This window comes from Mucilaginibacter sp. A5337 (assembly GCF_059690695.1).
Genome location: NZ_JCAWEC010000001.1, coordinates 1,205,264 through 1,228,342, shown reverse-complemented (window position 1 = coordinate 1,228,342; position 23,079 = coordinate 1,205,264). Strand labels below are relative to the sequence as shown.

The following is a 23,079-nucleotide window of genomic DNA, read 5'->3' as shown; positions in this document are numbered from 1 at the left end:
CTATATCACTCCCAGCTTCATTATGCCATAAAACAAACCGGCACAATGCATGGCCTGTTTTATTTCGTTATTGAGCAACAGTTGTTTTACTTGTTCAATGGTATATTCTTCAACAATCAGGTCCTCCAATTCGTCGAGGTGCTGGCCCTGCACTTTCTTACCACCTTTGGTAAAGTAGGTAAACGTTTGATTGTTGGCAGTGGACGGGTTGCCGTATACGGTGCAGATCAGTTCAAATTCGTCAAATTGGTAGCCGGTTTCTTCCAGTAATTCGCGGCGTATAGCATGAACTGGCTCTTCGCCGGCATCAATTACGCCGCCCGGAATTTCGAGCGAAATAATACCCGCAGCATGGCGATATTGTTTTACCATCAGCACCTTGTTGTCTTCGGTTATGGCTACTGCATTAACCCAGTTGGGGTATTCGAGCACATAATAATCTTCAACTATTTTGCCGTTGGGCATTTCGCATTTATCGATGCGGAGGGTGGCCCAGGGGCCTTTATGTATGTATGATGATGAAAGTAGTTTCCAGGTGAGATCTTTGCTCATTAATTTAACCGTTGATGTTTTGATTTCGATGATTATTTTGATTTTGTTAGATCAAACTAAAATCAATGATCGAAAAATAATGAATAAAAGTAAATGTGATGTTAAGATAATTTTGTTTGTGTGATAGCATCAGCGAAATCAACGGAATCAATCTAACCAATCAACGGTTACCAGCTGCCGCTTGAACCGCCGCCGCCGCCGCTTCCGCCGCCAAAACCGCCGAAGCCACCACCTCCGCCGCCACCGGAAAAGCCGCCCCAGTCGCCGCCGCTGCCTCTGCCGCCGCCACCAAGCATATTACCTGCCAGGAACCACCAGAAAGGGCTCGCTCCACCCCGGCGACCGATGATCTGCCTGCCGCCACCACCGCCGCGATTACGGAACACAATGATCAGGATAACTACCACTATTACAATAAATATAAAACCCGCAGGGCCGCCATTACTTTGCTTTTGTTTTTTTGCCGCCTTATACTCACCCTTCATGGCTTTGATGATACTATTGGTGCCGGCATCAAGTCCGCCATAATAGTCGCCTTGCTTAAAGTGTGGTTTAAGGTCGTTTTGGATAATGTCCTGCGTAACGATATCGGGCAAGGCGCCTTCGGCGCCGTAGCCGGTTTGGATGCTCATTTTACGGTCGCCGATGGCAACAAGCATCAATACACCATTGTTTTTGTCTTTTTGACCTATGCCCCATTTGCGTAACAGCTGGACTCCATAGTCGTTAATATCGTAGTTGCCAACAGATTTTAAGATCACTACAGCAATTTGAGTTGATGTAGAATCATTAAAAGCAACCAGTTTGGTTTCCAACTGCTGTTTTTCGGCCGGGTTTAAGGTGTTGGTATAATCTGTAACCAGGGTATTAGAGCGTTCCGGAAAATCCTGGGCTATTGCGGCAACAACGCAAAGTATAAATCCGAAAAACAGTATAAATTTTTTGAACATGTTTTTAATTTTTAATCGCCATCCATAAAGGCTATATCATCCGGTAGTTCGTTTTGATCACCATCCTGATGAGGGAAATATTTTTGTAGCTGTTCACCGGCAATTTTAAGGCCTGTAACAATTCCCTCAACAATATCGCCGTATTTAAAATGCTGGAGCATATCGTCGCGGGTGGTATCCCAAAAATCGGGGGGGACTACCTGGTTAATACCGGCATCGCCTATGATGGCAAACTTACGGTCGACAGTAGCCACGTATACGAGCACGCCATGCCTGAGCTTGGTTTTATGCATATTGAGCTGCTGGAAATATTTTGCAGCACGGTCAAGAACATTCTCGCTGCACCGCTTTTCGATACAAACCCTGATCTCGCCCGATGAGCGGTGCTCGGCATCTTCAATAGCTTTGCGAATGCGCTGCTGTTCCTCTTCGTTAAATACAGCCATATATTTTAATTATTGAATTATTGATTTAGTGAATTATTGAATTTTAGAGTTATTGAAATAGCGTTGGTAATTCAATAACTCATACTTCAGTAACCCATCAAATTAATTAAACTCTACTTTAGGGGCTTTATCGGCGCCTGGTTCGGCGGTGAAATAACCCTTTTCAGAAAAACCGAACATTTTGGCAGTAATGTTGGCCGGGAACGAGCGGATCTTGCTGTTATATTCCTGCACGGCATCGTTAAAATCTTTACGCGATACGTTGATCCTGTTTTCGGTACCTTCCAGTTGAATTTGCAGGTCATGGAAGTTAGAGTTCGATTTCAGGTCGGGATAGTTTTCGGTAATAGAAAGTAATTTGCCAAGCGCAGCACTTAGCTCCCCTTGTGATGCCTGAAAAGCTTTAATTGATTCGGGCGTAAGCTTATTGGGGTCAACCTGTACCGAAGTTGCCTTTGAGCGAGCCTCAACCACGGCAGTTAACGTGCTTTTTTCAAAATTGGCTGCGCCTTTTACGGTATTAACCAAATTAGGGATCATATCGCTGCGGCGTTGGTAGTCGCTTTGTACAGCACCCCATTTGGCTTTAACAGACTCATCCAATTTAACCATGCTGTTATAGCTGCATGAACTTAACGACATAGCTGTTGCTATGATTAATATAACTGAGAATAACTTTTTCATTTTGTTTTTCGTGTGTTTTTGTGATGTTTTGGGTTAGAGTGCAAATCACGTACCGTTGTTACAAAAGGCCTGAGCTGCTGACAAGGTGTCAAGTTACGGCTTTTCGGTAAATTATGAAAGGGTGTGAGATATGAGACGTGAGATATGAGAAATTTTGCGATGACTGCAGTAAGGCTGTTCTGGTGGCAAATGTGCTAAGTGTCAGGGTTGTTTTCAGCACCGGGGGATGCTAATATTAGATGCAGTTTGTTGGAAAATGAGAAATTTTGAGTCCATGCTTCCCCTATAAAAGCAGAAAGCCCCATCAGGGGCTGTAGCTTTGTAAATGATTTGTATAAGGTTAATGGTAGAACCGGCTTATCCTGCCAGGCAATGTTCTTCGCGCATGGTTAGTTTGGCTACCATATCTTTTAACAATGTACGGGCGCGGTGAAGGGTAGTGCGCGATAACAGCTCGCTCATACCCAGCGATGAGCCTATTTCCTGGTGTGAGTAGCCTTCAATGGCGTACATATTAAAAACAGAACGATATGTTTTTGGTAATTTTTGTACCAGTTTCATCAGGTCTTTAGCTTCAAGGCCATTATCATTATATGAGCTGCTGATTGGTACTGCTGAAGCTTCCTCTGCTGCAAAATCATCAACCAAAACCATTGGTTTTAATTTGCGGTAGCGTGATATAGCACAATGCACCATAATGCGGCGGATCCATCCCTCCAAACTACCTTCGCCACGATAGTTTTTCATATTGCGGAACATTTTTATAAATCCCTCCTGCAATATATCCTGTGCCTCGTCTTTGTCGGTTGCATAACGCATGCAAACTGCAAGCATGCGGGGCGCTAATAACCTGTATAATTGTTCCTGGCTTTTCCTGTCGTTGCTCAGGCAGCCATTCCATATTGTGTGTAAGCGTTCGTCGGCGGTAGTCATATTTTTATTATTTAAATACATGAGGTGCATGCCAATCTAAGTGCCATTTTGTAAGTTGTTGATTTTTAGGTATTTATTTTTTATTCGGTTTTAAAACTGTCCGATAGCGTACGGTCATTGTGCAAAGCCGAACGGTTTTGAGCATATTGAACATCATTAAAACGGGGGGAATAATTGGAATTTAGCCGATAATATTCATACAAAATGGGGGTTAACACTTTTTTGGACAAAAAAACGCATAATCATTTGATTGTTAGCTATATATGTAAATGTTAACCCTGAATTGTGTTAACCCTGTTAACCCCCCTTGTAAGTAGAGTCAATCCAACCCAAAACGATATCGCCTGAGTAACTGAATAAGGAAAAAATAGCCTGATAGTTATTTATAATACAGCCACAAGGTGAGAATCAGCGCAGGTAAAATAGCCTGTCAAAAGCTCCCCCTTAGGGGGCTGGGGGGCAGTTTTTTTCTTAACTTTGCACCATCCGGGATAAAAACCCGGCATCAGTCATGACAAAAGAAACAGAGATAGTTTGCCCGCCCGGACAGCACGAGGATGAAGCAGTTTTAAAACAACTGGCAGCATCGGCACTTAAAATCCCCCTGAAAAATATTACTGCATTAAAAATTTTAAAGCGTTCTATTGATGCACGCGGCCGTCGTGTGGTTTACCGCATGCAGGTGAAGGTTTTTATGCAGGAGGCTTATCAGCCCGAAGTTTTTACCGTCAACTATCCCAATGTACAATTTGGCCGGCCGGTAATTATTGTAGGCGCGGGCCCTGCCGGGTTATTTGCTGCCCTGCAATGTATTGAGCTTGGATTAAAACCAATTGTTATTGAACGTGGCAAAGATGTTAAACAACGCCGCCGGGATTTGGCTAATATTAATAAACAAGGTATTGTTAACCCCGAATCAAATTATTGCTTTGGCGAGGGAGGGGCCGGTACCTATTCAGATGGCAAGCTGTATACCCGCTCAACCAAACGCGGCGATGTAAACCAGGTGTTAAAAATGTTTGTAGCACATGGAGCCGCCGAAGATATATTGATTGATGCACGGCCCCACATAGGCACCAATAAACTGCCGCAGATCATCACCGCTATGCGCGAAACCGTGCTGAATGCCGGGGGAGAGATTCTGTTTGACACCAAAGTAATCCAGTTACTGGTTGAGTTTGGGAAAATTAAAGGTGTTAAAATAGCAACAGGCGAAAAGGTAATGTCTGACGCTGTGATCCTGGCAACAGGTCACTCGGCAAGGGATGTGTTTGAAATGTTGCACAGCCAAAATATCCTGATTGAGGCCAAACCTTTTGCTTTGGGTGTAAGGATAGAGCATCCACAGGAAATAATTGACCGCGCACAATATCATTGCGAATTTCGCGGTCCCGATTTGCCACCGTCGTATTACAGCCTGGTTGAACAGGTTGACGACCGTGGAGTATTTTCGTTTTGTATGTGCCCCGGTGGTATCATCGCGCCTTGCTCAACAGAAGCAGGTGAAATTGTGGTGAACGGCTGGAGTCCATCTAAACGGAACAATCCTTTTGCTAATTCAGGCACGGTGGTACAAATTAACCTGGAAGATGTTGCCGGCGATGACAATGATCCCTTTAAAATGCTCAACTTTCAGAAACAGGTTGAACAGGCAGCTTTTACAGCCGGTGGTGGTAACCTTGTAGCTCCCGGACAACGGATGGTTGATTTTGTACAGAACCGTTTATCGGTTGATTTGCCGGTTAATTCATACCTGCCCGGTACTAAAAGCATTGAACTGAAAGAAGTTTTACCAGGGTGGATCAATGAACGTTTGCGTAAAGCGTTGCCGGTATTCGGTAAAAAAATGAAAGGTTATTATACCAACGAAGCAACTTTGGTTGGTGTTGAATCGCGCACATCGTCTCCGGTAAAAATTCCGCGCGACAGAGAAACCTTACAGCACCCGCAGGTTTCAGGATTATTTCCCTGCGGAGAGGGGGCCGGCTATGCTGGTGGTATAATTTCTGCTGCTATTGATGGGATTAACTGCGCAACTGCTGCTTTAAAAATATTATCATGACCACATCTCAAAAACTATTTAACCAGCTTCAAAGTGTTTTGTCGGGCGAACCATGGTATGGTCCTTCGGTTTATGCTATCGTGGATAGCATCAGCTTTGAAGCAGCTTATGAAAAGCCCACAGGCTCGGTGCATAATATTGCCGCCATTATTTTGCACATGACCGGTTGGACTGAGGAAGTAATGGACCGCATGAACGGTATGGATGCCCAACTGCCGGTTCGTGGTGACTGGCCTGAACCCGGGCTGCCCGACGAACAAAAATGGAAATGGATTGTTGAAGATATAAAGCTGGTGAATGTAAACCTGGCAGGCTTTATCCAAAATTTTCCGGAAGAAAGATGGAGCGAAATTGTTGCCGGTAAACCGGGAGCTGATGAGGCCGGCGAAACTTACGAGTACCAGGTAGCGGGTTTGATACAGCACCATATTTATCATTCCGCGCAAATTGCCTTATTAAACAGGATGATCAATGGCTAATAAAAAAACATTAATATTAGGAGCAACGCCCGATACCAGCAGGTATGCCAACTTTGCGGCTACCCGTTTAGTTGAACGCGGGCATACTATTGTTAACGTTGGTATAAAAACAGGCGTGGTGGCCGGCGTAGCTATTGAAAAGCCCGAAACAATACATCATGATATTGACACCATAACGCTGTACGTTGGTCCGCAAAACCAGCCGCCGTTGTATGATTATATATTGAATACAAACCCCAAACGGATCATATTTAATCCCGGAACCGAAAATACCGAGTTGCGGCGTAAAGCGAATGAAAAAGGCATTGAAACAGAATACGCTTGTACGCTGGTCATGTTATCGGTAGGAGAGTATTAAGTTTGAGGTATTAAGCCTTAAGTCTTAAGGCTGAGATTTATCGGATATAATTAAATCAATACCTGAACTTATAACTTTCGTCTCTTCAAGGTCTCTTGTAGATTTAAGTTTTGTCCCTCTGGGCCAAAGGGATATTTATGCTACAAACTGTCTCGTCCTAAAAAAAGTTTACATATAAGACATTGCAGGCCCCAGCGGGGCCACGTGTTTATAGCTCTAAAAGAATACGTTTTTTGGCTCCATAGGTGCCTCCTACTGAAATTTCAGTTTGGTGAATTTTGTGGGTTAACTGAAACTTGTAGAGGCCACCGGGGAAATATGACTTATGACTTAAAACTTTCGACTTAGTCCTTAGAACTTACTCCACACTGTTAAATGCCTGCATATCTATCAGTTTTTTATAAAGGCCATTGTTTTGTAATAGCTCGATGTGTGAGCCCCGTTCAACAATGCAACCATTTTCAAGAACAAGAATGATATCTGCATTTTGTATGGTGCTTAAACGATGCGCGATAATAAGCGAGGTGCGGTTCTGCATCAGGTTATTCAAAGCTTCCTGCACCAGTTTTTCCGATTCGGTATCCAATGCCGATGTTGCTTCATCTAATAACATGATTGGCGGATTGTTCAACACCGCACGGGCTATACAGATGCGCTGGCGCTGACCGCCCGATAGTTTTGTGCCGCGGTCGCCGGTATTGGTTTGATATCCGTTTGGCGTATCCATAATAAAATTATGTGCGTTGGCTATGCGTGCCGCAGCCTCAACCTCTTCTATAGTTACATCCGGTTTGCCAAAGGCTATATTATTGAAAATAGTATCATTAAATAAAATAGACTCCTGGTTAACTATACCCATTAATGACCTTAACGATTCCATCGTAACAGACTGAATGTTTTTACCATCAATAGAAATGATGCCCGACTGTGGTTCGCTAAATCTGGGTAGCAAATCCATCAAGGTTGATTTTCCACCACCTGAAGGCCCAACGAGGGCTACTGTTTTTCCTTTCTGGATCTCGAAATTAACGTTTTTTAATACATATTTTTCGGTGTCGGCCTGAGGCTTTCCGGTATCTGCTATTTGTTTAGCGCCGGGTTTAACAGTATATGCAAATGATACGTTTTCAAATTTAACCTTATCCTCAAAGCCAGTAAGTTCTGTTGCATTGAGGGCATTTACAATTAGTGGTTTTTCATCAATCAGTGCCAACACACGTTCACCCGCGGCAATACCCGAATGGATATTACTAAAAGAATCAGATATAGCCTTTGCCGGACGCATAACCTGTGAAAACATAGCAATATAAACAATGAAATTATCGGCAGATAGGGTGCCTTGACCTTTGATAATTAACGAGCCGCCATATAACACAATACCCGCAACCATTAATACTCCCAAAAATTCAGATACCGGCGATGCCATTTGCTGCCTTTTCGCCATAGAACGGGTAATTCTTGAATATTCCTTGTTTTCGCGATCAAAACGATTTTTGATAAATGTAACGGCATTAAATGCCTTTATGATCTTAATGCCCGATAAGGCTTCATCAAGATTACTGATCATATTACTGTAGGTTTGCTGTGATTCGGCAGCCTGCTCTTTAAGGCGCTTAACTATCCTTGATATCACAAATGCCGATACAGGTATTATCAACATAGAAAACAGTGTTAACTTAACCGATATTACAAATAAGAATACAAGATAGGTTATCAGCTGGAATGGTTCCTTAAAGGCTACCTGCAAAGTACCCGTAACAGAAAATTGTACAACCTGCACGTCGGCAGAGATTTTTGAAAGGATATCGCCTTTGCGTTCATTGCTAAAATAGCCTAAATGCAGGTTCATGACATTATTGAAAACCGTGCGGCGCAGATTAAGCAGGGTATATATCCGCAGGTTTTCCATAATCCGCTGCGAAAAATAGCGGAACAGGTTGCTTAGCAATACCGAAACAACTATAGCCACGCACACAAATTTCAACGCACCCAGCGGCCCGTAAATTAAATTAGCCTCATGCGCAAAATAGTCGAAATCTTTTAATGGATTCCACCAGTTTTCAGGTTTGGTAACTACCTGGGCGGTTTTAGGGTCAAAAATTGTTTTTAATAACGGTGCCAGCAAGGCAAGGTTAAGGGTATTAAATATTACCGAAAATAAAGTACATATAAAGTAAGGGACTGCGAATTTACCTATAGGTCGTGCAAAGGAAAGAAGCCTGAAATATATCTTCATCAAATAACTTTAAAGGTGCAAAGCTAATAGTAATTAAGTAATTAAAACGATCAAAAATATAGAAGCTGCCCGGGGGCATTTAATAATACCTATAGCTGACGGAGCCGGGCCTGTCAAAAACTATCCGATTTTGTTATACCTTTATCACAGATTGTGCTTAATTACATCAGGCATATCAACGTTAAAAAAATGAATAATAATATAGCATTACTGGTAGGACTTAAGAATAATTTAGACTACAGTAAAAACTTTTATGCTACAACCCGCGCGCTTTATCCTGATGTTGAAATTGTTTTTACAAGTTACAATAGTACCGATGGAACTCATTTATGGTTGGATAGTTTGAATGACAGCAATGTCAGGTATTACTGTTCAGATGAAGAGAAGACATTTTCAGATACCTATAACAAGTGTATTGAAATAGCCACAAAAAAGTATGTTGCCTTATTACATAACGATATTATAATTGCTCCCAATTTTATTGAATATCTGGAAAAAAGTATATCGGAACAAAAGATCACCAAATTTACAACTGTTGAGCCCCCGGTTTTTGCTGATGATGAAAGGCCTGGCAAACTTGTAAAAGATTTCGGAGCTGACATTAACACCTTTGATATTGCAGGGTTTTATGAGTATGCTACAGATATTCAGAACAAAAAACAGCCTGATGTTAAAAATGATGCTACAACTTTTTTCTTTTGTATGTTGAGGGAAACATTGCTGAATATCGGTGGCTTTGATCCTTTATACAACCCGATGTTTTGTGAAGATGACGATATGATTATAAGGCTGGGGTTGCTTGGGCTAACAGGATCTGTAACCGTTAATGCTTTGTGTTATCACTTTGTTAGTAAAACATCCAGGTTTTCAGACGAATATCAGAACAGAACCAGGCAGATTGAACGAAATTCCAATCGTAATTTTTTTAGGAAATGGGGCTTCAGAAATTCATCGGCAGTAAAAATAAAATATGACATTGGGTTTGTGGTAAAAAATGGAAGTACAGAACTGCTAGAAAAAATAGAACCACTTTGTGCAGCTGTTTATATCGATAGCGGTTTTAACGAATATATTGATCGCGAGCAACGAAATACTTTGTTCAAATTAAATGATAAGATAAAGCCATACCATCAAAAAAAGGAAAATGACATCCTTGTTTTTTTTGATGGTAAGAAATTTGGTGCGCATTCGCTGGATATCCTCGAAAATTTGAGCAGCATAATTACCCGCAAAAGGCAGAAACGAACGGCAATAATTTACAAGCTGTTAGGATTGGGCAATATGATATTCAGAAAGCATATTTTCCGGATCAGGATAGCTAACTTTGCAACTTATCAACACCTGCTCATCAAAAGGAAATAATGTTTTTCAGTTTTTATAAAAATAAAATAAGCATATCGTACGGCGTAACCGTTTGTAATGAACATGAGCAACTAAACAAATTGCTGGCTCATTTGCTCAAAAACATTGATAAAAATGATGAGGTAATAATATTGCAGGATATTACTAACGAGGATAAAAAAACTACTGCAGTAATTGAAAGGTATAAGCACCAGATATTGCATTTAAAGGCAAAGCTTAATGGCGATTTTGCATCGTTTAAAAATAACCTTGTACAAAATGCGTCCCGCAATTATCTGTTTCAGATAGATGCCGATGAAATACCTAAAAAAACGCTCATCAAACGTATAAAAAAGCGTTTGCACCGAAAACGCAATTGCGATTGCTTCCTGGTGCCGAGGGTTAATATTGTTGAGGGGCTTACAGAAGCGCATATACAAAAATGGAACTGGACGGTTGATAAACTTAACCGCGTTAATTTTCCGGATTACCAGTTTAGAATCCTCAAGTTAAACGGGCATATTAAATGGAAAAATAAGGTACATGAAGAACTTTATGGCTTTGAAAAAAGCTGCTATTTGCCCCGCAAAAATGAGAAGTATTGCCTGATGCACATTAAAAACCTTGAACGGCAGGAAGCCCAGAACAATTTTTATGATACCTTACAATCCTGACCAAACACAATTATTTTAGTGAAACGTATAGCTTTTATTGTTCAACGGTATGGCATCGAGGTTAATGGCGGTGCCGAGTACCATTGCCGTTTAGTTGCCGAAAAACTTAACGACCGTTTTAATGTTGAGGTGCTTACTACCTGTGCCAAAGATTATATGTCATGGGCAAATGAGTATACTGCCGGCACCGAATTTATAAATGGCGTTAAAGTGACTCGTTTTGGCGTTGAACACCCAAGGGACTTAAAAAAATTTAAACTCGCAGGGCGCAGGTTACGGAAGAGAAAACAAAAGAGGTATCAAAAGTTGCTCAGCTATTTCGGGCAGCTCAAAAACTTTGAAAAATTAACCAAAGTTAAATCCCGGGCCGAAAACGAATTAGCGTGGATAAATGAGCAGGGGCCTTATGTACCCGAGCTCATCACGTTTTTGAAAGCAAACCAGGAAAATTATGATGCTTTTATCTTTTTTACCTATTTGTATTACCCTACGGCAATAGGTATTTCAGTTGCTCCCCATAAATCTATACTGATACCTACTGCTCACGACGAGCCACCGATATATCTCGAATTTTTTAGAAGCTTCTTTAAACTGCCTAAGGCCATCCTTTATAATACCGAAAGCGAAAAGCGCTTCGTTAACAAACTTTTTGATAACGAGGCTATTTATTCGGATGTTGTTGGGGTTGGAATTGAAGTGCCTGCATTACAATCCAGCCCCAATGCCGAAGCTTTGATTAAACAAGCCGGAAATTATATTATTTATATCGGGCGTATAGAGGTTGCCAAAGCTTGTGATGAACTTATCAGCAACTTTATAAAGTTTAAGGCCAATACTCACAATGACATTAAACTTGTGTTTGTAGGCAGGGCATTTATGCCCGTTACGGAACACCCGTCAATAATTTATACCGGTTTTGTTGATGAGCATATTAAATTTAATCTGCTCAAAAATGCCAGGGCGTTGGTAATCCCCTCAATATTTGAAAGCTTATCATTAGTAACGCTTGAAAGCATGGCTTATGGGATCCCCGTTATCGCCAATGAAAAATGCGAAGTTATTAAAGATCATATTGATAAAAGCGGGGCCGGGTTCCTGTATAACAACCAGGAAACTTTTACAGCGGCAATTCAAACAGCTTTCAGCAGTAATACAAATATTGCGGATCTGGGTGAAAAGGCCAAAACATATGTAGCTGAAAATTACACCTGGATAAAAGTGTTGGATAAATTTGATGCGGCTGTTGACTATGTAGCTGGTTATTCTTCATCAAGCATTTCGCTGTAAAGCTGCAGATATTGCCTTGCCGTTTCATCCCAGTTAAATTTTTGTGCATGAGCCTTAATTTTTTCCGATGGGTTATGTTGACGAAAATGTCGCATGCCATCATTGAATGCTTTTTGCATCTCCTTGCCATCAAAACTTGGGAAAAAGTAAGCGCAATCCCCTGCAATTTCGGGTAACGAAGTGTGGGTTGAAGCAAAAACCGGCTTGCCATGGTGCATAGCTTCTATTACCGGCAGGCCAAAACCCTCAGCTATGGAAGGAAAAACAAAGGCTTCACAGTGTTTGTAATACCATGCTTTGTCATTATCTGATATTGTTCCAATTATTTTCACTCTGCTTTCCACGCCATATTTTTTTGCTTCTGCCATAACTTCATCTTCGTATGGAGTTTTTATTCCGGCTATAATGAGTTCAAGGTTGTTATTGGCCAATAGAGCAGGTAAAACATGAAAGTTCTTCTTTGCAGATACAATGCCTATAGTAAACAGGAAATTGCGTGTAGGGTGATATGCGGGTAAGTGGCCGTCAGGCGATTCAACTTTATCGGCACCATTGTAAATTACAGTTAATTTATTAGCTACCTGGGGGAAATAAGTAACAACATCCCTGGCTGCAAATTTCGAGATGGTTACTATCCGATGGCATTTGTTAATACGTTCGCCCAGTTTTTTAAGATAATGCTTTAACTTTTTTTCGCCGATATTTTCATGTATCTGATTAATATCATGAATGGTCATGATCTTTTTGTACTTGCTATGTACTTTTTTGGGTTTTAGTCTTGAAAATTGATCGGTAAAATGGAAAAGTTTTATACTATCCCGGTTTATGAAAAAGAACTTATGATATTTCTGACGGAAATGCCGCTTCACCTCATCGTTATCAAAATCAGCTGTAGCATCATATAAAAAATAACTCAAATCAAAATCTTCATTTTCTTTTATCAGTGCTTTTCCCAGGCTTCTTCCAAAATAAAATAAGCCTGTATTGGGGTACTGCATCGAATCAAACGTTACCAATACGCGAGGTTTATTCATATCCATGTTTTAACTTTCTCTGACACCATAAACGGCGTAATTGTTTGTAAATTGTTTGTCCCGCTTTCAATATAGCCTGCCTTTTTGCCAACAGGTGACCACCTGCCCGGGTGTATTGGCCTTAACGAGGGAAATAATCCGAGGGTATTGATCCCGGTCAGGGCGGCCAAATGCAGCGGACCAGTACCTGAAGCAATAAGCCCGCCAGATTTACTTATAAAAGTTATTAATTGCCCCAGCGACATTTTTCCGGTCATATCCTGTACCGTTGGCGGAAGTGTTTTTAACCAGGTTGCAAGCAATGTCTTTTCGTTTTCAGAACCTGTTACAATGATGTTGAATTTTTCGGGTGGAAGGATGTGTATCAATTCGGCAAAATTATCCAGCCCCCATTCCATGCCGCTGCCGTGCGATTTTGGGTGAATAATCAGGTTAAACTTATCGTTTACAAGTATTGCACTTAAAGCCGGGGTAAGTTCAATTTTACTATGAAAATTATTATGAGATATAATTTCTGCTAAAGATGGTACATGCTTAAGCCCCAGTGGTTTTAATAAAACCAGGTTGAGCTGTGCTTCATGCAGATCCGACTTTTTACGGCTTAATTTTACCAGCTTATTGCAGGTATACCAATGAAATACCCTGTTTGTTGTTCCTATCCGGAGCTTAATACCAGCCTGTCTTGCTATCCTGGCAATATGTTTATTGGGCAAAACATGAATAATTGCATCTACGTTTTGTTTTTGCAGATATTCGATCTGTTGTGCTTCGGAGAGTTTTTTTAACTCATCGTAATTTATAAATGCATCTATCGAAGCCATTGTATCAATTACCGGCTGCGTATAGGTACGGCCTAAAAATGAAACCGTGGCTTTTGGGAACAATTGCTTAATGTATGCTGCTACGGGTAAAGTAAGTACAACATCGCCAATGGCGTCAACCCTGCTTATTAAGATGTGCGGTGTTTTTATATGATTGATATCGGCCATTGTTTTAATGAATTATACGGGCAGATTGATAAAATGCTACACATTAATTTGCAATGATAAGATTAAATCTGTTACAGGGTTAATGTAATTTTATATCATTGTTATGTTTAATCTGTATCTTTTATTGAAGGTGGTTTATAGATATCTTATTTATTTGATCAATAATTTATAGTTTTCAAGTATTAGCCTTTTGCTTAAATATTAGCTGCTTATGTTAGCTATATATCGTGCAAGTAATAAATGAGCTAATAGCCATATAGGATAGTTTAAATATTGTTATAAAGTGTTTGCTACATAATGAATAGATTTGAACTTTATCATCATTTGCGTTGAATTTATATCAAAATAGCATCGGTCAATTAAACTTTCGTGCAATTGCGCGTGCTTTAACTGTTGTTGAAAATGATCTTTATGGCAGCAAAGCCTTGCTTAAAAGCCTCAAATTTGATAAAAGCTGCCCGGTCATTGGTATTACCGGGCCACCCGGGGCCGGTAAGAGCACGCTTGTAAACGGTATTATCGATATATTTTTAAAAGAGAAAAAAAAAATAGCTGTGCTGGCTATTGATCCAACCTCGCCTTTTAATTTTGGCTCCCTGCTTGGCGACAGGATCAGGATGGCCACGCATTTTAACCATCCGGATGTTTTTATCCGGTCATTGGCCACGCGGGGTTCATTAGGTGGATTATCGGCAAAGACTATTGAGATGGCCGATGTATTAAGGGCAGCCGGTTTTGATTACGTGCTGATTGAAACAGTGGGCGTTGGCCAGTCTGAAATTGAAATTACCGGTCTTGCAGATATTACCCTGGTTGTATTGGTGCCTGAAGCAGGCGACGAGATTCAGCACATTAAATCGGGATTGATGGAAATTGCAGATGCTTTTGTTATTAACAAAGCCGACCGGGAGGGAGCCGACGTGTTTGCCAATAATTTAAAAAAAATTATTGGACATAATGTTAATGGGCAACCGCCCGTGTTTAAAACTATAGCTTCACAAACCCGGGGGATAGCTGATATAGCTACCTTTATACAACAAAGCAATTTAAAACAAAACCACAGGCGTAAATTATTGCTGACCGAAAAAGTATACAAACTTATTGAGCAAAGGAAGATGGCGGGAATAGACAAAAAAAAGCTTCAGCTTGATATAGCTGAAGCCTTAGCAGGCGATAATTTTAACCTGTATAGTTTTGTGGATACCTATGTATAGTATTTGATTAGCTTAATGTAAAGGGAAAGCAAATCCGGCCATTTTATTTATATAAGCTTAATGTAAATTATTAGCTGTTCATTATCTCTTCAATATGTTCTGCTTCAACCGGAATGTTGCCCATTAAATCAATATTGCCATTACCGGTAATGAGAATATTGTTTTCAAGGCGAATGCCCAATCCTTCTTCTGCAATATAAATACCTGGTTCGCAGGTTAATATATTGCCAATTTCAAAAGGCTTATATCTGCTTGCGTAATCGTGGACATCCAGCCCAAGGTGATGAGAGGTGCCGTGCATGAAATATTTTTTATACAGTGGTGCGTTTTTGTCCTGTTTTTCAACATCATGTCTGTCAAGTAAGCCCAGTCCAATTAGCTCGTTGGTCATGATCTTGCCAACCTCGTCCTGATATTCGCTCAGTATTGTTCCTGCAACAATGAGTTTTGTAGCTTCGCGCATCACCTTTAAAACGGCATTATAAACCTGTCGCTGACGTGCGGTAAAACGACCGTTGGCCGGTATCGAGCGGGTCATATCAGCATTATAGTTACCATATTCGGCGCCAAAATCAAGTAGTATTATATCGCCATCATTACAAACCTGGTTGTTATCATTGTAGTGCAATACAATAGCATTGGCGCCCGAAGCAATGATTGGATTGTAGGCGTGGCCTGTAGCCCGCTGCCTGATAAATTCATGGATAATCTCCGCTTCAATTTCGTATTCGGTTACGCCGGGCTTCGTGTATTTCAAAACGCGTACGAAAGCGTCATGCGTTATGTCACAGGCTTTTTGCGTAAGCTCAATCTCTATGTCTGATTTTATTACCCTCAAGTCGCGTAAAATGGGTGCCGAGCGTGTATAATTATGGAGCGGGTACTTTAATTTAAGTGCCTCATACATCCGGTAGTCACGATAGGGGACGGTATGTGTATAGCGATCATTTTCGTTGGTATTAATATATATATTTTCGGCATAGTTAATAATGCTGTGAAGTATAGTATCATACTCGCTCAGCCAAAAAATACTCTCGATACCGGATGCTTCACGCGCTTCTTCTTTGGTGTATTTGTGACCTTCCCAAATGGCGATGTGTTCATTGGTTTGTCTTAAAAAAAGTACTTCTTTGTATGCCTTATTAGGACAATCGGGGTATAAAACCAGGATACTTTGTTCCTGATCAATGCCTGTCAGATAAAAAAAGTCGGGGTTTTGCTTAAACATAAAAGCCTGGTCACCACTGCGAGGAAATTCGTCATTGGCATGAAAAATAGCGATTGAGTTGGGTTTTGTTCTTGAAACGAAACTTTTTCTATTATTTGTAAATAAGCTATTTTTGATCGGCAGATATTTCATATTTATCGGGTGATTATTTTATTAAATCATTTTTTTTTAGTTATTTGTGTAACTATTACAATTTTTGGAACAATGTTTGGTCATGGATTCAAACATAATTACTAAATTTGAAAAAAATCACAATTAAAATCGTTTAATCTTAAAAACTATGAATTATTCTACATTAAAGAAAACAGTCGCATTGTCATTTGCTTCTTTGATGGTTGCTGGTTTGTCTCAAGCGCAGACCGATTCAACCAAAACAACAGCAACTACAACGTCATCTGAAACCCAAACCGCTAAGGTATTTGGTGGTTTAGGTCAGTACAGGAAATTTAGCATTGGTATCAATGGTGGTGTTACTTCACCAGTTATTGCTACCGGTGGCCGTAACAATGATTTTAACTCTCATTCTGTTAGCTATGGCTACGGTATTTATTTAAAAGAGCAGTTAGCACATTCTTTCGCTTTACAATTAGATGTTACTGGCGGTAAAGTTAAAGGTAAAAATGACCCTGCTCCTACTGCAACAGGCGATTACGTATCTTATGACACCCGCTTTTGGCAAGCAAGCTTAAGTGCTGTAGTTAACGTTGCTACCATCGATTTCATCCGTCGTAAAAACGCAGTTAACTTCTACTTAAAAGGTGGTGCCGGTATGGCTTTTTATGATCCAAAAGTAACCAGGGTAGGTGCTGATGAATTTCATTTCCATAACCCAACATCTAGTGGCAGCCACTATGTAAAAGAGTTTGTTGTTCCAGTTGGTGCTGGTGTTAAGTTCCGTTTAAGCGATGCGGTAGCATTAGATTTGGGTTATACTCAAACTTATGTTGATGCTGATAACTTTGACGGTTACAACAAATCTTATCCAACTAAAGACCACTACTCATATGCTTATGCTGGTTTAGCCTTTACTTTAGGTTCAAAATCAAAACCAGTATTAGAGTGGGTTAACCCGGTAGCTATGATGTATGACGAACTGTATGATGCAGCTTTACGTCAGGAAGTTGAAGCTTTAAAAGGCCGTGTTGCAAACGTTGAAACTGCTGTTAACGACCTGAAAAAAGACTCTGACGGTGACGGTGTTGCTGATCAGTTTGACAAATGCCCAGGTACTGCTGCAGGTAGCGTAGTTGATGGTTCTGGTTGCGTTATCGTATTCCCTAAAGATACTGTTGCTGCTGCTCCAGCTGCTGCTGCTTACTCAAACATCCAGTTTGAATTTGATAGCTCAGTATTACGTACTTCATCTTACCCTGTGTTAGATGCTACTTCAGCTGACTTACGTTCATCTGGTTCAGCTATTGAAGTTGACGGTTTCGCTTCATCTGAAGGTACTGCTGCTCACAACTTATCTTTATCTAAAGACCGTGCTAACTCAGTAAAAACTTACTTAGTTAACTCTGGTGTTGATGCTAAGAAAGTAAAAGTAAAAGGTTACGGTGAAACTAACCCAATTGCTGACAACTCAACTGAAGAAGGTCGCGTACTTAACCGTCGTGTTCAATTCAAAAAGAAATAATATCTGATTAAATATTATTTGCGAAGGCTCCGGATAACCCGGAGCCTTCTTTGTTTTTATAAGGTTTTGTGTTTTATAGTTGTACCTTATATAATAAGTATGGGTTTACAGCGGCGAAATTTTATGTAAGTTTGTGTAATGTATTTCTTCAGGAAAAAAGATCCGAACCGCCCCGATAATTTTAATTTGAGGGTGATGCATTTTATAAATGCACTGGCTATTATTATGTTCCTGGCCGGGATCATCTGGAAACTGGTACAGGTATTTATACTTAAAAAATGAAAACAATCATCAATACCAACAATGCACCTGCCCCAATAGGGCCATATAGCCAGGCTACTTTAGCTGGTGGTTTTTTATTTGTTTCGGGCCAGATCCCCATCGATCCGCTAAGCGGCGAACTTATTAGCAGCGACATCAAAGCTGAGGCTACACAAGTGATGGAGAATATCAAAGCTATTTTAACCGAAGCCGGTTTAGGTTTCGATAACATAGTAAAAACAAGTATCTTCTTAACCGATCTGCAAAATTTTGTACAGGTTAATGAAGTATACGGCACCTATTTTACTGCCGATTTTCCGGCCCGCGAAACTATCCAGGTATCCGCTTTACCTAAAGGAGTGAATGTGGAGATCTCGGTTATTGCAGTTAAATAATATTTTGATTTTGGAATTCGGATTTTCGATTTCGAATTTTTTCTGAACTGGAATTTACAGGATTTAGAGGTTTATTGGATTACTTTAGCATTCTATTAATTCCTGAATCCTGTCAATTTCTGATTCAGATAAATGCGTTAGTGATAGGAGCGGATACCGGCCTGAGCCTAAGGCCTGCAGGCGTATGAGCGGATAGCCCGGCCGCAGGCAACGCCACAATTATAATTTCGGAATTCGGATGTTCGATTTCGGATTTTGAAGAATCTGAGCAGGAATTGAATGGATTGCTGGATTTATAAGAATAGCTTGGTATCCTGTAAATTCTTTAATTCGATAAATTCGAGCTCAGGCAACTATTATCATTTTAAAAACAGCATACACTATAATTCTCCCGGCTGCCACAGGTAGAGATTTAAACCGCTAGAATCAATGAACCCTTTTCAAACGCCACTTGTATATTTGAAAGGTGTAGGCCAGTCAAGGGCCGAAGTTTTGAAGAAGGAGCTCGAGCTGCATACATTCGAAGACTTGCTGCGCCATTTCCCGTTCAGGTATATTGATCGTACCCGCTTTTACAAGGTAAGGGAAATACGGGAGGAGCTACCTTATGTACAGGTACTGGCCCGTATTGTAAGCAAAGAAATTGTAGGTGAAAAACAAAGCCGGCGCCTGGTGGTAAAGGCCAAAGATGATACTGGCATTATTGAGCTGGTATGGTTTAAAGGTATTAACTGGATAGAGAAGACCATCATCCCCGGTAAGGTTTATATACTGTTTGGCAAGCCCGGCTTTTTTAACATGATGCCCCAGATGGCGCATCCCGAAATGGAACTGTATGTGCCGGGGGCTCAAAAGCAGGGTAATCTTTCCTTACAACCTGTTTATAACTCTACAGAAAAACTTAAGCAGTTTTCGCTGGATACTAAAGGGATTCAAAAGCTTACTGCAGTGTTGCTTGATCTGCATGCTAAAGATATCCGCGAAAACCTGCCTTTATATGTCATCAACCAGTTTAAGTTGCTTAACCGGGCCGATGCTTACCGGAACATTCATTTCCCGGGCGATGCTACGTTGCTTAATGAGGCATTGATCCGCCTGAAGTTTGAAGAGCTGTTTTTCCTTCAGCTTAAATTGCTTAAGAATAAACTACTGCATACCCAAAAGTTTAAGGGAAATGTGTTTGATAAGGTGGGGCATTATTTCAATGAGTTTTATCATAACAAGCTGCCTTTTACCCTTACCGATCCGCAGAAGCGGGTATTGAAGGAGATTCGGCAGGATACACAGCGCGGTATACAAATGAACCGCCTGTTGCAGGGTGATGTGGGAAGCGGTAAAACTGTGGTGGCGTTGATGAGCATGCTGATAGCTATTGATAACGGTTTTCAAACCTGTATTATGGCGCCTACCGAGATTTTAGCTACCCAGCATTATCAAACAATTAAAAGCCTGGTTGGTGATGATTTTATTGAGGTAGCTTTGTTAACAGGTTCAACCAAGCAAAAAGAACGCAAGATTTTACACCAGAAACTTGAAGATGGTGATCTGAAGATACTGGTTGGTACACATGCCCTCATTGAGGATAAAGTGCAGTTTAAAAACCTTGGTTTTGTGGTGATTGATGAGCAGCACCGTTTTGGTGTTGAGCAACGTTCAAAACTATGGCGTAAAAATATTGTCCCGCCGCATATCTTAGTAATGACGGCTACTCCTATCCCGCGTACGCTGGCTATGACGTTATATGGAGACCTTGATGTATCAGTAATTGACCAGTTGCCGGCCGGGCGTAAGCCTATCAAAACTGTTCATTTTTATGAAAACCAGCGTTTGCGCATGTTTGGTTTTATGAAACAGGAAATAGCATTGGGCAGGCAGATCTACGTGGTATATCCGCTGATACAGGAAAGTGAAAAGCTCGACCTTAAAAACCTGGAGGATGGTATTGAAGCCATGTCGCGCGAGTTTCCGCTGCCTGATTACCGCCTGAGTATTGTGCATGGTAAAATGAAACCTGCCGATAAAGATTTTGAAATGCAGCGTTTTATCAAGCATGAAACGCAGATCATGGTAGCCACTACTGTAATAGAAGTAGGCGTGAATGTACCCAATGCCTCTGTAATGATTATCGAAAATGCCGAACGCTTTGGCCTGTCGCAACTGCACCAATTAAGGGGCAGGGTAGGGCGGGGGGCCGAGCAATCCTATTGTATTTTGATGAGCAGTCATAAACTGAGTAATGATGGCAAGATTCGTCTGGATACTATGGTGAAAACCAATAATGGATTTGAAATTTCAGAGATCGATCTGCAATTGCGTGGCCCCGGCAATATTGAAGGCACCCAGCAAAGTGGTGTGGTTGATTTGAAGCTGGCTAACCTGGCTACCGATCAGGAGCTGCTTTTTAAGGTGCGCAAGTGTGTTGAAACCATATTTGAAAAAGACCCGCAACTGGCCCATCCCGAAAACCAGATTTTGCATCATGCCTTTGAAGTAAAGAATGCCGGGTTGAGCTGGGATAAGATATCGTAGCGGCTTTAAATAAAACTGATAACCCCAAGCCGCATGTCATTGCGTGGTAGGAAGCAATCGCACAGAAGCAAATCCGCCCTGTAATAGCATGCGATTGCCACGCTGCGCTCGCAATGACATTTTTTAGATATGTCTATTATGAAATACTGTCTACAGAACGGGATCACCGCCAATTTCTTCAATAATAAGCTTCGCCGTCCTTCGCCCTTTGCCCCTCAAATAGTACATTTGTTAAAACTGATCTTACTATTTATATATGAAGAAATTTTCCTTACTATTTTCTGCTGCTGCGTTGCTGTGTATTCAGGTAAAAGCACAGGATTCCTTAACTATCCGAAAAATGTACGATGAAGCATTGGTTAACGGCCAATGTTATGAAAATCTGCATTACCTGTGTAAAAATATAGGCCAACGGATCAGCGGTTCGGCCAATGCGCAAAAAGCTGTTGACTGGAGCAAAAAGCTGATGGGAGACTATGGCTTTGATAAGGTTTATTTGCAGGAGGTGATGGTGCCGCACTGGGTTCGCGGAGCAAAAGAAGAAGCTGCCATTATTGATGGCAAAACCCGCATCCCGGTGCCTATTGTTGCCCTGGGCATGAGCATAGCTACACCAAAAGCCGGTATCACTGCCAATGTTATAGAAGTTAAAAGTATCAAGGAACTGGAAAGCCTTGGCGAAAATGTGGTAAAAGGAAAGATCGTTTTCTTTAACCGCGCCTTTGACCCTCGCTTTATTGAAACGGGGGCAGCCTACGGCAATGCCGGCGATCAGCGTTTTATGGGGCCTGCTGTAGCAGCCAAACTTGGCGCGATTGGTGCAATAGTACGTTCCCTTACCGAAATTATTGACGATTACCCGCATACAGGCGCTACACTGGCTACTCCTGGCAGCAAAATCATTCCGGCAGCGGCTATCTCTACAAAAGCGGCCAATAAGCTGAGTGCTATGCTTAAGCTAAGAAAATTCCCGGCTGCTAAATTCTACTTTAAACAAAACTGTGAGCTGTTGCCCGATGTAAAATCATACAACGTAATTGGCGAGATAACCGGTTCTGAAAATCCCAACAAGTTTATCACCGTTGGCGGCCACCTTGATTCATGGGATTTGGCCGAAGGCGCACATGATGACGGGACAGGTGTAATGCAGTCTGTTGAAGTATTGAGGATTTTTAAAACGGTTGGATACAAACCTAAAAATTCGGTACGTGCGGTGCTTTTCATGAACGAAGAGAACGGCCATAAAGGCGGCACCAAATATGCCGAACTGGCTGCTCAAAACAAGGAGCAGCACATCGCAGCAATTGAAACAGATGAAGGCGGCTTTACGCCACGCGGATTCAGCTTTGCTGATGTATCAAAAGATTTTATTAAAAAAGTTAACGATAACTTTAAATCAATACTGGAACCTTACGATGTTGACAAGTTGACCATTGGCGGTGCCGGTACCGATATAGAACCGATGAAGGAAGCCTTGCCGGGCGTAGTGCTGATCGGCTTCCGCCCGGATTCGCAACGTTATTTCGACTTGCACCACACCGCTAAAGACGTTTTTGAAAACGTAAACAAACGCGAGCTTGAACTTGGCGCGGCAGGCATGGCAGCATTAATTTATTTGATAGATCAGCACGGGTTGTAATCGTGATTTTAGGATTAAAGGATGGCTATGATACTCAGTTACCGTCGAACCCAGACTTACGAAGTTTTTAAAACTTCGTAAGTCTTCGTCTCATGGCAATCCTCTAATCCTATTAATCAAGGTTCTTTTTTTACTACCTTTGCGGCACATCT

General features: G+C 41.2%; 21 protein-coding genes. 12 read left to right on the top strand and 9 right to left on the bottom strand.

The window, feature by feature from the left end:
- From AC59JO_RS05055 to AC59JO_RS05035, 5 genes are all read right to left on the bottom strand, one after another.
- Positions 1 to 552 carry an NUDIX hydrolase gene (locus tag AC59JO_RS05055; RefSeq protein ID WP_497303808.1) on the bottom strand — a complete coding sequence of 184 codons (552 nt, stop codon included), beginning with the start codon at positions 550 to 552 and terminating at the stop codon, positions 1 to 3.
- 167 nt (positions 553 to 719) lie between these two features.
- The gene (locus tag AC59JO_RS05050) at positions 720 to 1,502 is read right to left on the bottom strand and encodes a TPM domain-containing protein (protein ID WP_497303806.1); all 783 of its coding nucleotides are present in this window, start codon (positions 1,500 to 1,502) and stop codon (positions 720 to 722) included.
- An 11-nt stretch (positions 1,503 to 1,513) separates the two neighbouring features.
- On the bottom strand, positions 1,514 to 1,948 hold the full coding sequence (locus tag AC59JO_RS05045; RefSeq protein WP_090528810.1) for a TPM domain-containing protein: 435 nt from the start codon (positions 1,946 to 1,948) through the stop codon (positions 1,514 to 1,516).
- Positions 1,949 to 2,050: 102 nt separating this feature from the next.
- Positions 2,051 to 2,632, bottom strand: a complete 582-nt coding sequence (locus AC59JO_RS05040; RefSeq protein WP_497303803.1) for a LemA family protein — start codon at positions 2,630 to 2,632, stop codon at positions 2,051 to 2,053.
- Between the two features lie 357 nt (positions 2,633 to 2,989).
- On the bottom strand, positions 2,990 to 3,565 hold the full coding sequence (locus AC59JO_RS05035; RefSeq protein WP_413669481.1) for an RNA polymerase sigma factor: 576 nt from the start codon (positions 3,563 to 3,565) through the stop codon (positions 2,990 to 2,992).
- Positions 3,566 to 4,076: 511 nt separating this feature from the next.
- On the opposite strand from AC59JO_RS05035, the gene AC59JO_RS05030 reads away from it, so the two are divergent.
- From AC59JO_RS05030 to AC59JO_RS05020, 3 genes are read left to right on the top strand one after another with little or no spacing between them, the layout of a single operon-like run.
- Positions 4,077 to 5,627, top strand: a complete 1,551-nt coding sequence (locus AC59JO_RS05030; RefSeq protein WP_497303801.1) for an NAD(P)/FAD-dependent oxidoreductase — start codon at positions 4,077 to 4,079, stop codon at positions 5,625 to 5,627.
- Positions 5,624 to 6,106 carry a DinB family protein gene (locus tag AC59JO_RS05025; protein WP_413669479.1) on the top strand — a complete coding sequence of 161 codons (483 nt, stop codon included), beginning with the start codon at positions 5,624 to 5,626 and terminating at the stop codon, positions 6,104 to 6,106. Before AC59JO_RS05030 ends, AC59JO_RS05025 begins: the two co-directional genes overlap by 4 nt.
- Entirely contained in the window at positions 6,099 to 6,464 is a 366-nt protein-coding gene (locus AC59JO_RS05020) for a CoA-binding protein (protein WP_413669478.1), read from the top strand. The genes AC59JO_RS05025 and AC59JO_RS05020 overlap by 8 nt, the downstream gene beginning before the upstream one ends.
- A 358-nt stretch (positions 6,465 to 6,822) precedes the next feature.
- Here the strand turns inward: AC59JO_RS05020 and AC59JO_RS05015 are convergent, their stop codons facing one another.
- Entirely contained in the window at positions 6,823 to 8,700 is a 1,878-nt protein-coding gene (locus tag AC59JO_RS05015; RefSeq protein ID WP_497303799.1) for an ABC transporter ATP-binding protein, read from the bottom strand.
- Between the two features lie 189 nt (positions 8,701 to 8,889).
- Between AC59JO_RS05015 and AC59JO_RS05010 the strand changes: the two genes are divergently transcribed.
- Genes AC59JO_RS05010 through AC59JO_RS05000 form a run of 3 tightly spaced genes read left to right on the top strand, consistent with a single transcriptional unit; the run spans position 8,890 to position 12,002 of the window.
- Positions 8,890 to 10,062 carry a glycosyltransferase family 2 protein gene (locus AC59JO_RS05010; protein WP_497303797.1) on the top strand — a complete coding sequence of 391 codons (1,173 nt, stop codon included), beginning with the start codon at positions 8,890 to 8,892 and terminating at the stop codon, positions 10,060 to 10,062.
- Positions 10,062 to 10,715 (top strand): glycosyltransferase, encoded by a 654-nt coding sequence (locus tag AC59JO_RS05005; RefSeq protein WP_497303795.1) that lies wholly within the window; start codon positions 10,062 to 10,064, stop codon positions 10,713 to 10,715. The genes AC59JO_RS05010 and AC59JO_RS05005 overlap by 1 nt, the downstream gene beginning before the upstream one ends.
- A gap of 18 nt (positions 10,716 to 10,733) precedes the next feature.
- A complete protein-coding gene (locus AC59JO_RS05000) occupies positions 10,734 to 12,002 on the top strand; it encodes a glycosyltransferase family 4 protein (RefSeq protein ID WP_413669474.1) in 1,269 nt (422 codons plus the stop codon).
- Here AC59JO_RS05000 and AC59JO_RS04995 read toward each other — a convergent pair.
- Both AC59JO_RS04995 and AC59JO_RS04990 read right to left on the bottom strand, forming a co-directional pair.
- On the bottom strand, positions 11,975 to 13,036 hold the full coding sequence (locus tag AC59JO_RS04995; protein ID WP_413669473.1) for a glycosyltransferase family 4 protein: 1,062 nt from the start codon (positions 13,034 to 13,036) through the stop codon (positions 11,975 to 11,977). The two genes, AC59JO_RS05000 and AC59JO_RS04995, sit on opposite strands and share 28 nt — an antisense overlap.
- Positions 13,033 to 14,025 (bottom strand): glycosyltransferase family 9 protein, encoded by a 993-nt coding sequence (locus AC59JO_RS04990; RefSeq protein ID WP_497303793.1) that lies wholly within the window; start codon positions 14,023 to 14,025, stop codon positions 13,033 to 13,035. The genes AC59JO_RS04995 and AC59JO_RS04990 overlap by 4 nt, the downstream gene beginning before the upstream one ends.
- A 329-nt stretch (positions 14,026 to 14,354) precedes the next feature.
- Between AC59JO_RS04990 and meaB the strand changes: the two genes are divergently transcribed.
- Entirely contained in the window at positions 14,355 to 15,239 is an 885-nt protein-coding gene (gene meaB, locus AC59JO_RS04985) for a methylmalonyl Co-A mutase-associated GTPase MeaB (RefSeq protein WP_497303791.1), read from the top strand.
- Between the two features lie 70 nt (positions 15,240 to 15,309).
- On the opposite strand, the gene AC59JO_RS04980 is transcribed toward meaB, so the two are convergent.
- Complete coding sequence (locus AC59JO_RS04980) at positions 15,310 to 16,599, bottom strand: aminopeptidase P N-terminal domain-containing protein (RefSeq protein WP_413669470.1); 1,290 nt, start codon at positions 16,597 to 16,599, stop codon at positions 15,310 to 15,312.
- Between the two features lie 148 nt (positions 16,600 to 16,747).
- Here AC59JO_RS04980 and AC59JO_RS04975 point away from each other — a divergent pair, with 148 nt between their 5' ends.
- The 5 genes from AC59JO_RS04975 (at position 16,748) to AC59JO_RS04955 (ending at position 22,927) form a co-directional block, all read left to right on the top strand.
- Entirely contained in the window at positions 16,748 to 18,103 is a 1,356-nt protein-coding gene (locus tag AC59JO_RS04975) for an OmpA family protein (protein ID WP_413669469.1), read from the top strand.
- Positions 18,104 to 18,241: 138 nt separating this feature from the next.
- Positions 18,242 to 18,385, top strand: coding sequence for a DUF6728 family protein (locus AC59JO_RS04970; protein WP_162997005.1), 144 nt, complete (start codon positions 18,242 to 18,244; stop codon positions 18,383 to 18,385).
- Complete coding sequence (locus tag AC59JO_RS04965; RefSeq protein WP_091217590.1) at positions 18,382 to 18,759, top strand: RidA family protein; 378 nt, start codon at positions 18,382 to 18,384, stop codon at positions 18,757 to 18,759. Before AC59JO_RS04970 ends, AC59JO_RS04965 begins: the two co-directional genes overlap by 4 nt.
- Before the next feature lie 429 nt (positions 18,760 to 19,188).
- Positions 19,189 to 21,288, top strand: a complete 2,100-nt coding sequence (gene recG, locus AC59JO_RS04960; protein ID WP_497303788.1) for an ATP-dependent DNA helicase RecG — start codon at positions 19,189 to 19,191, stop codon at positions 21,286 to 21,288.
- Positions 21,289 to 21,544: 256 nt separating this feature from the next.
- A complete protein-coding gene (locus AC59JO_RS04955) occupies positions 21,545 to 22,927 on the top strand; it encodes a M20/M25/M40 family metallo-hydrolase (protein WP_413669467.1) in 1,383 nt (460 codons plus the stop codon).
- The last annotated feature ends 152 nt before the right edge of the window (positions 22,928 to 23,079 follow it).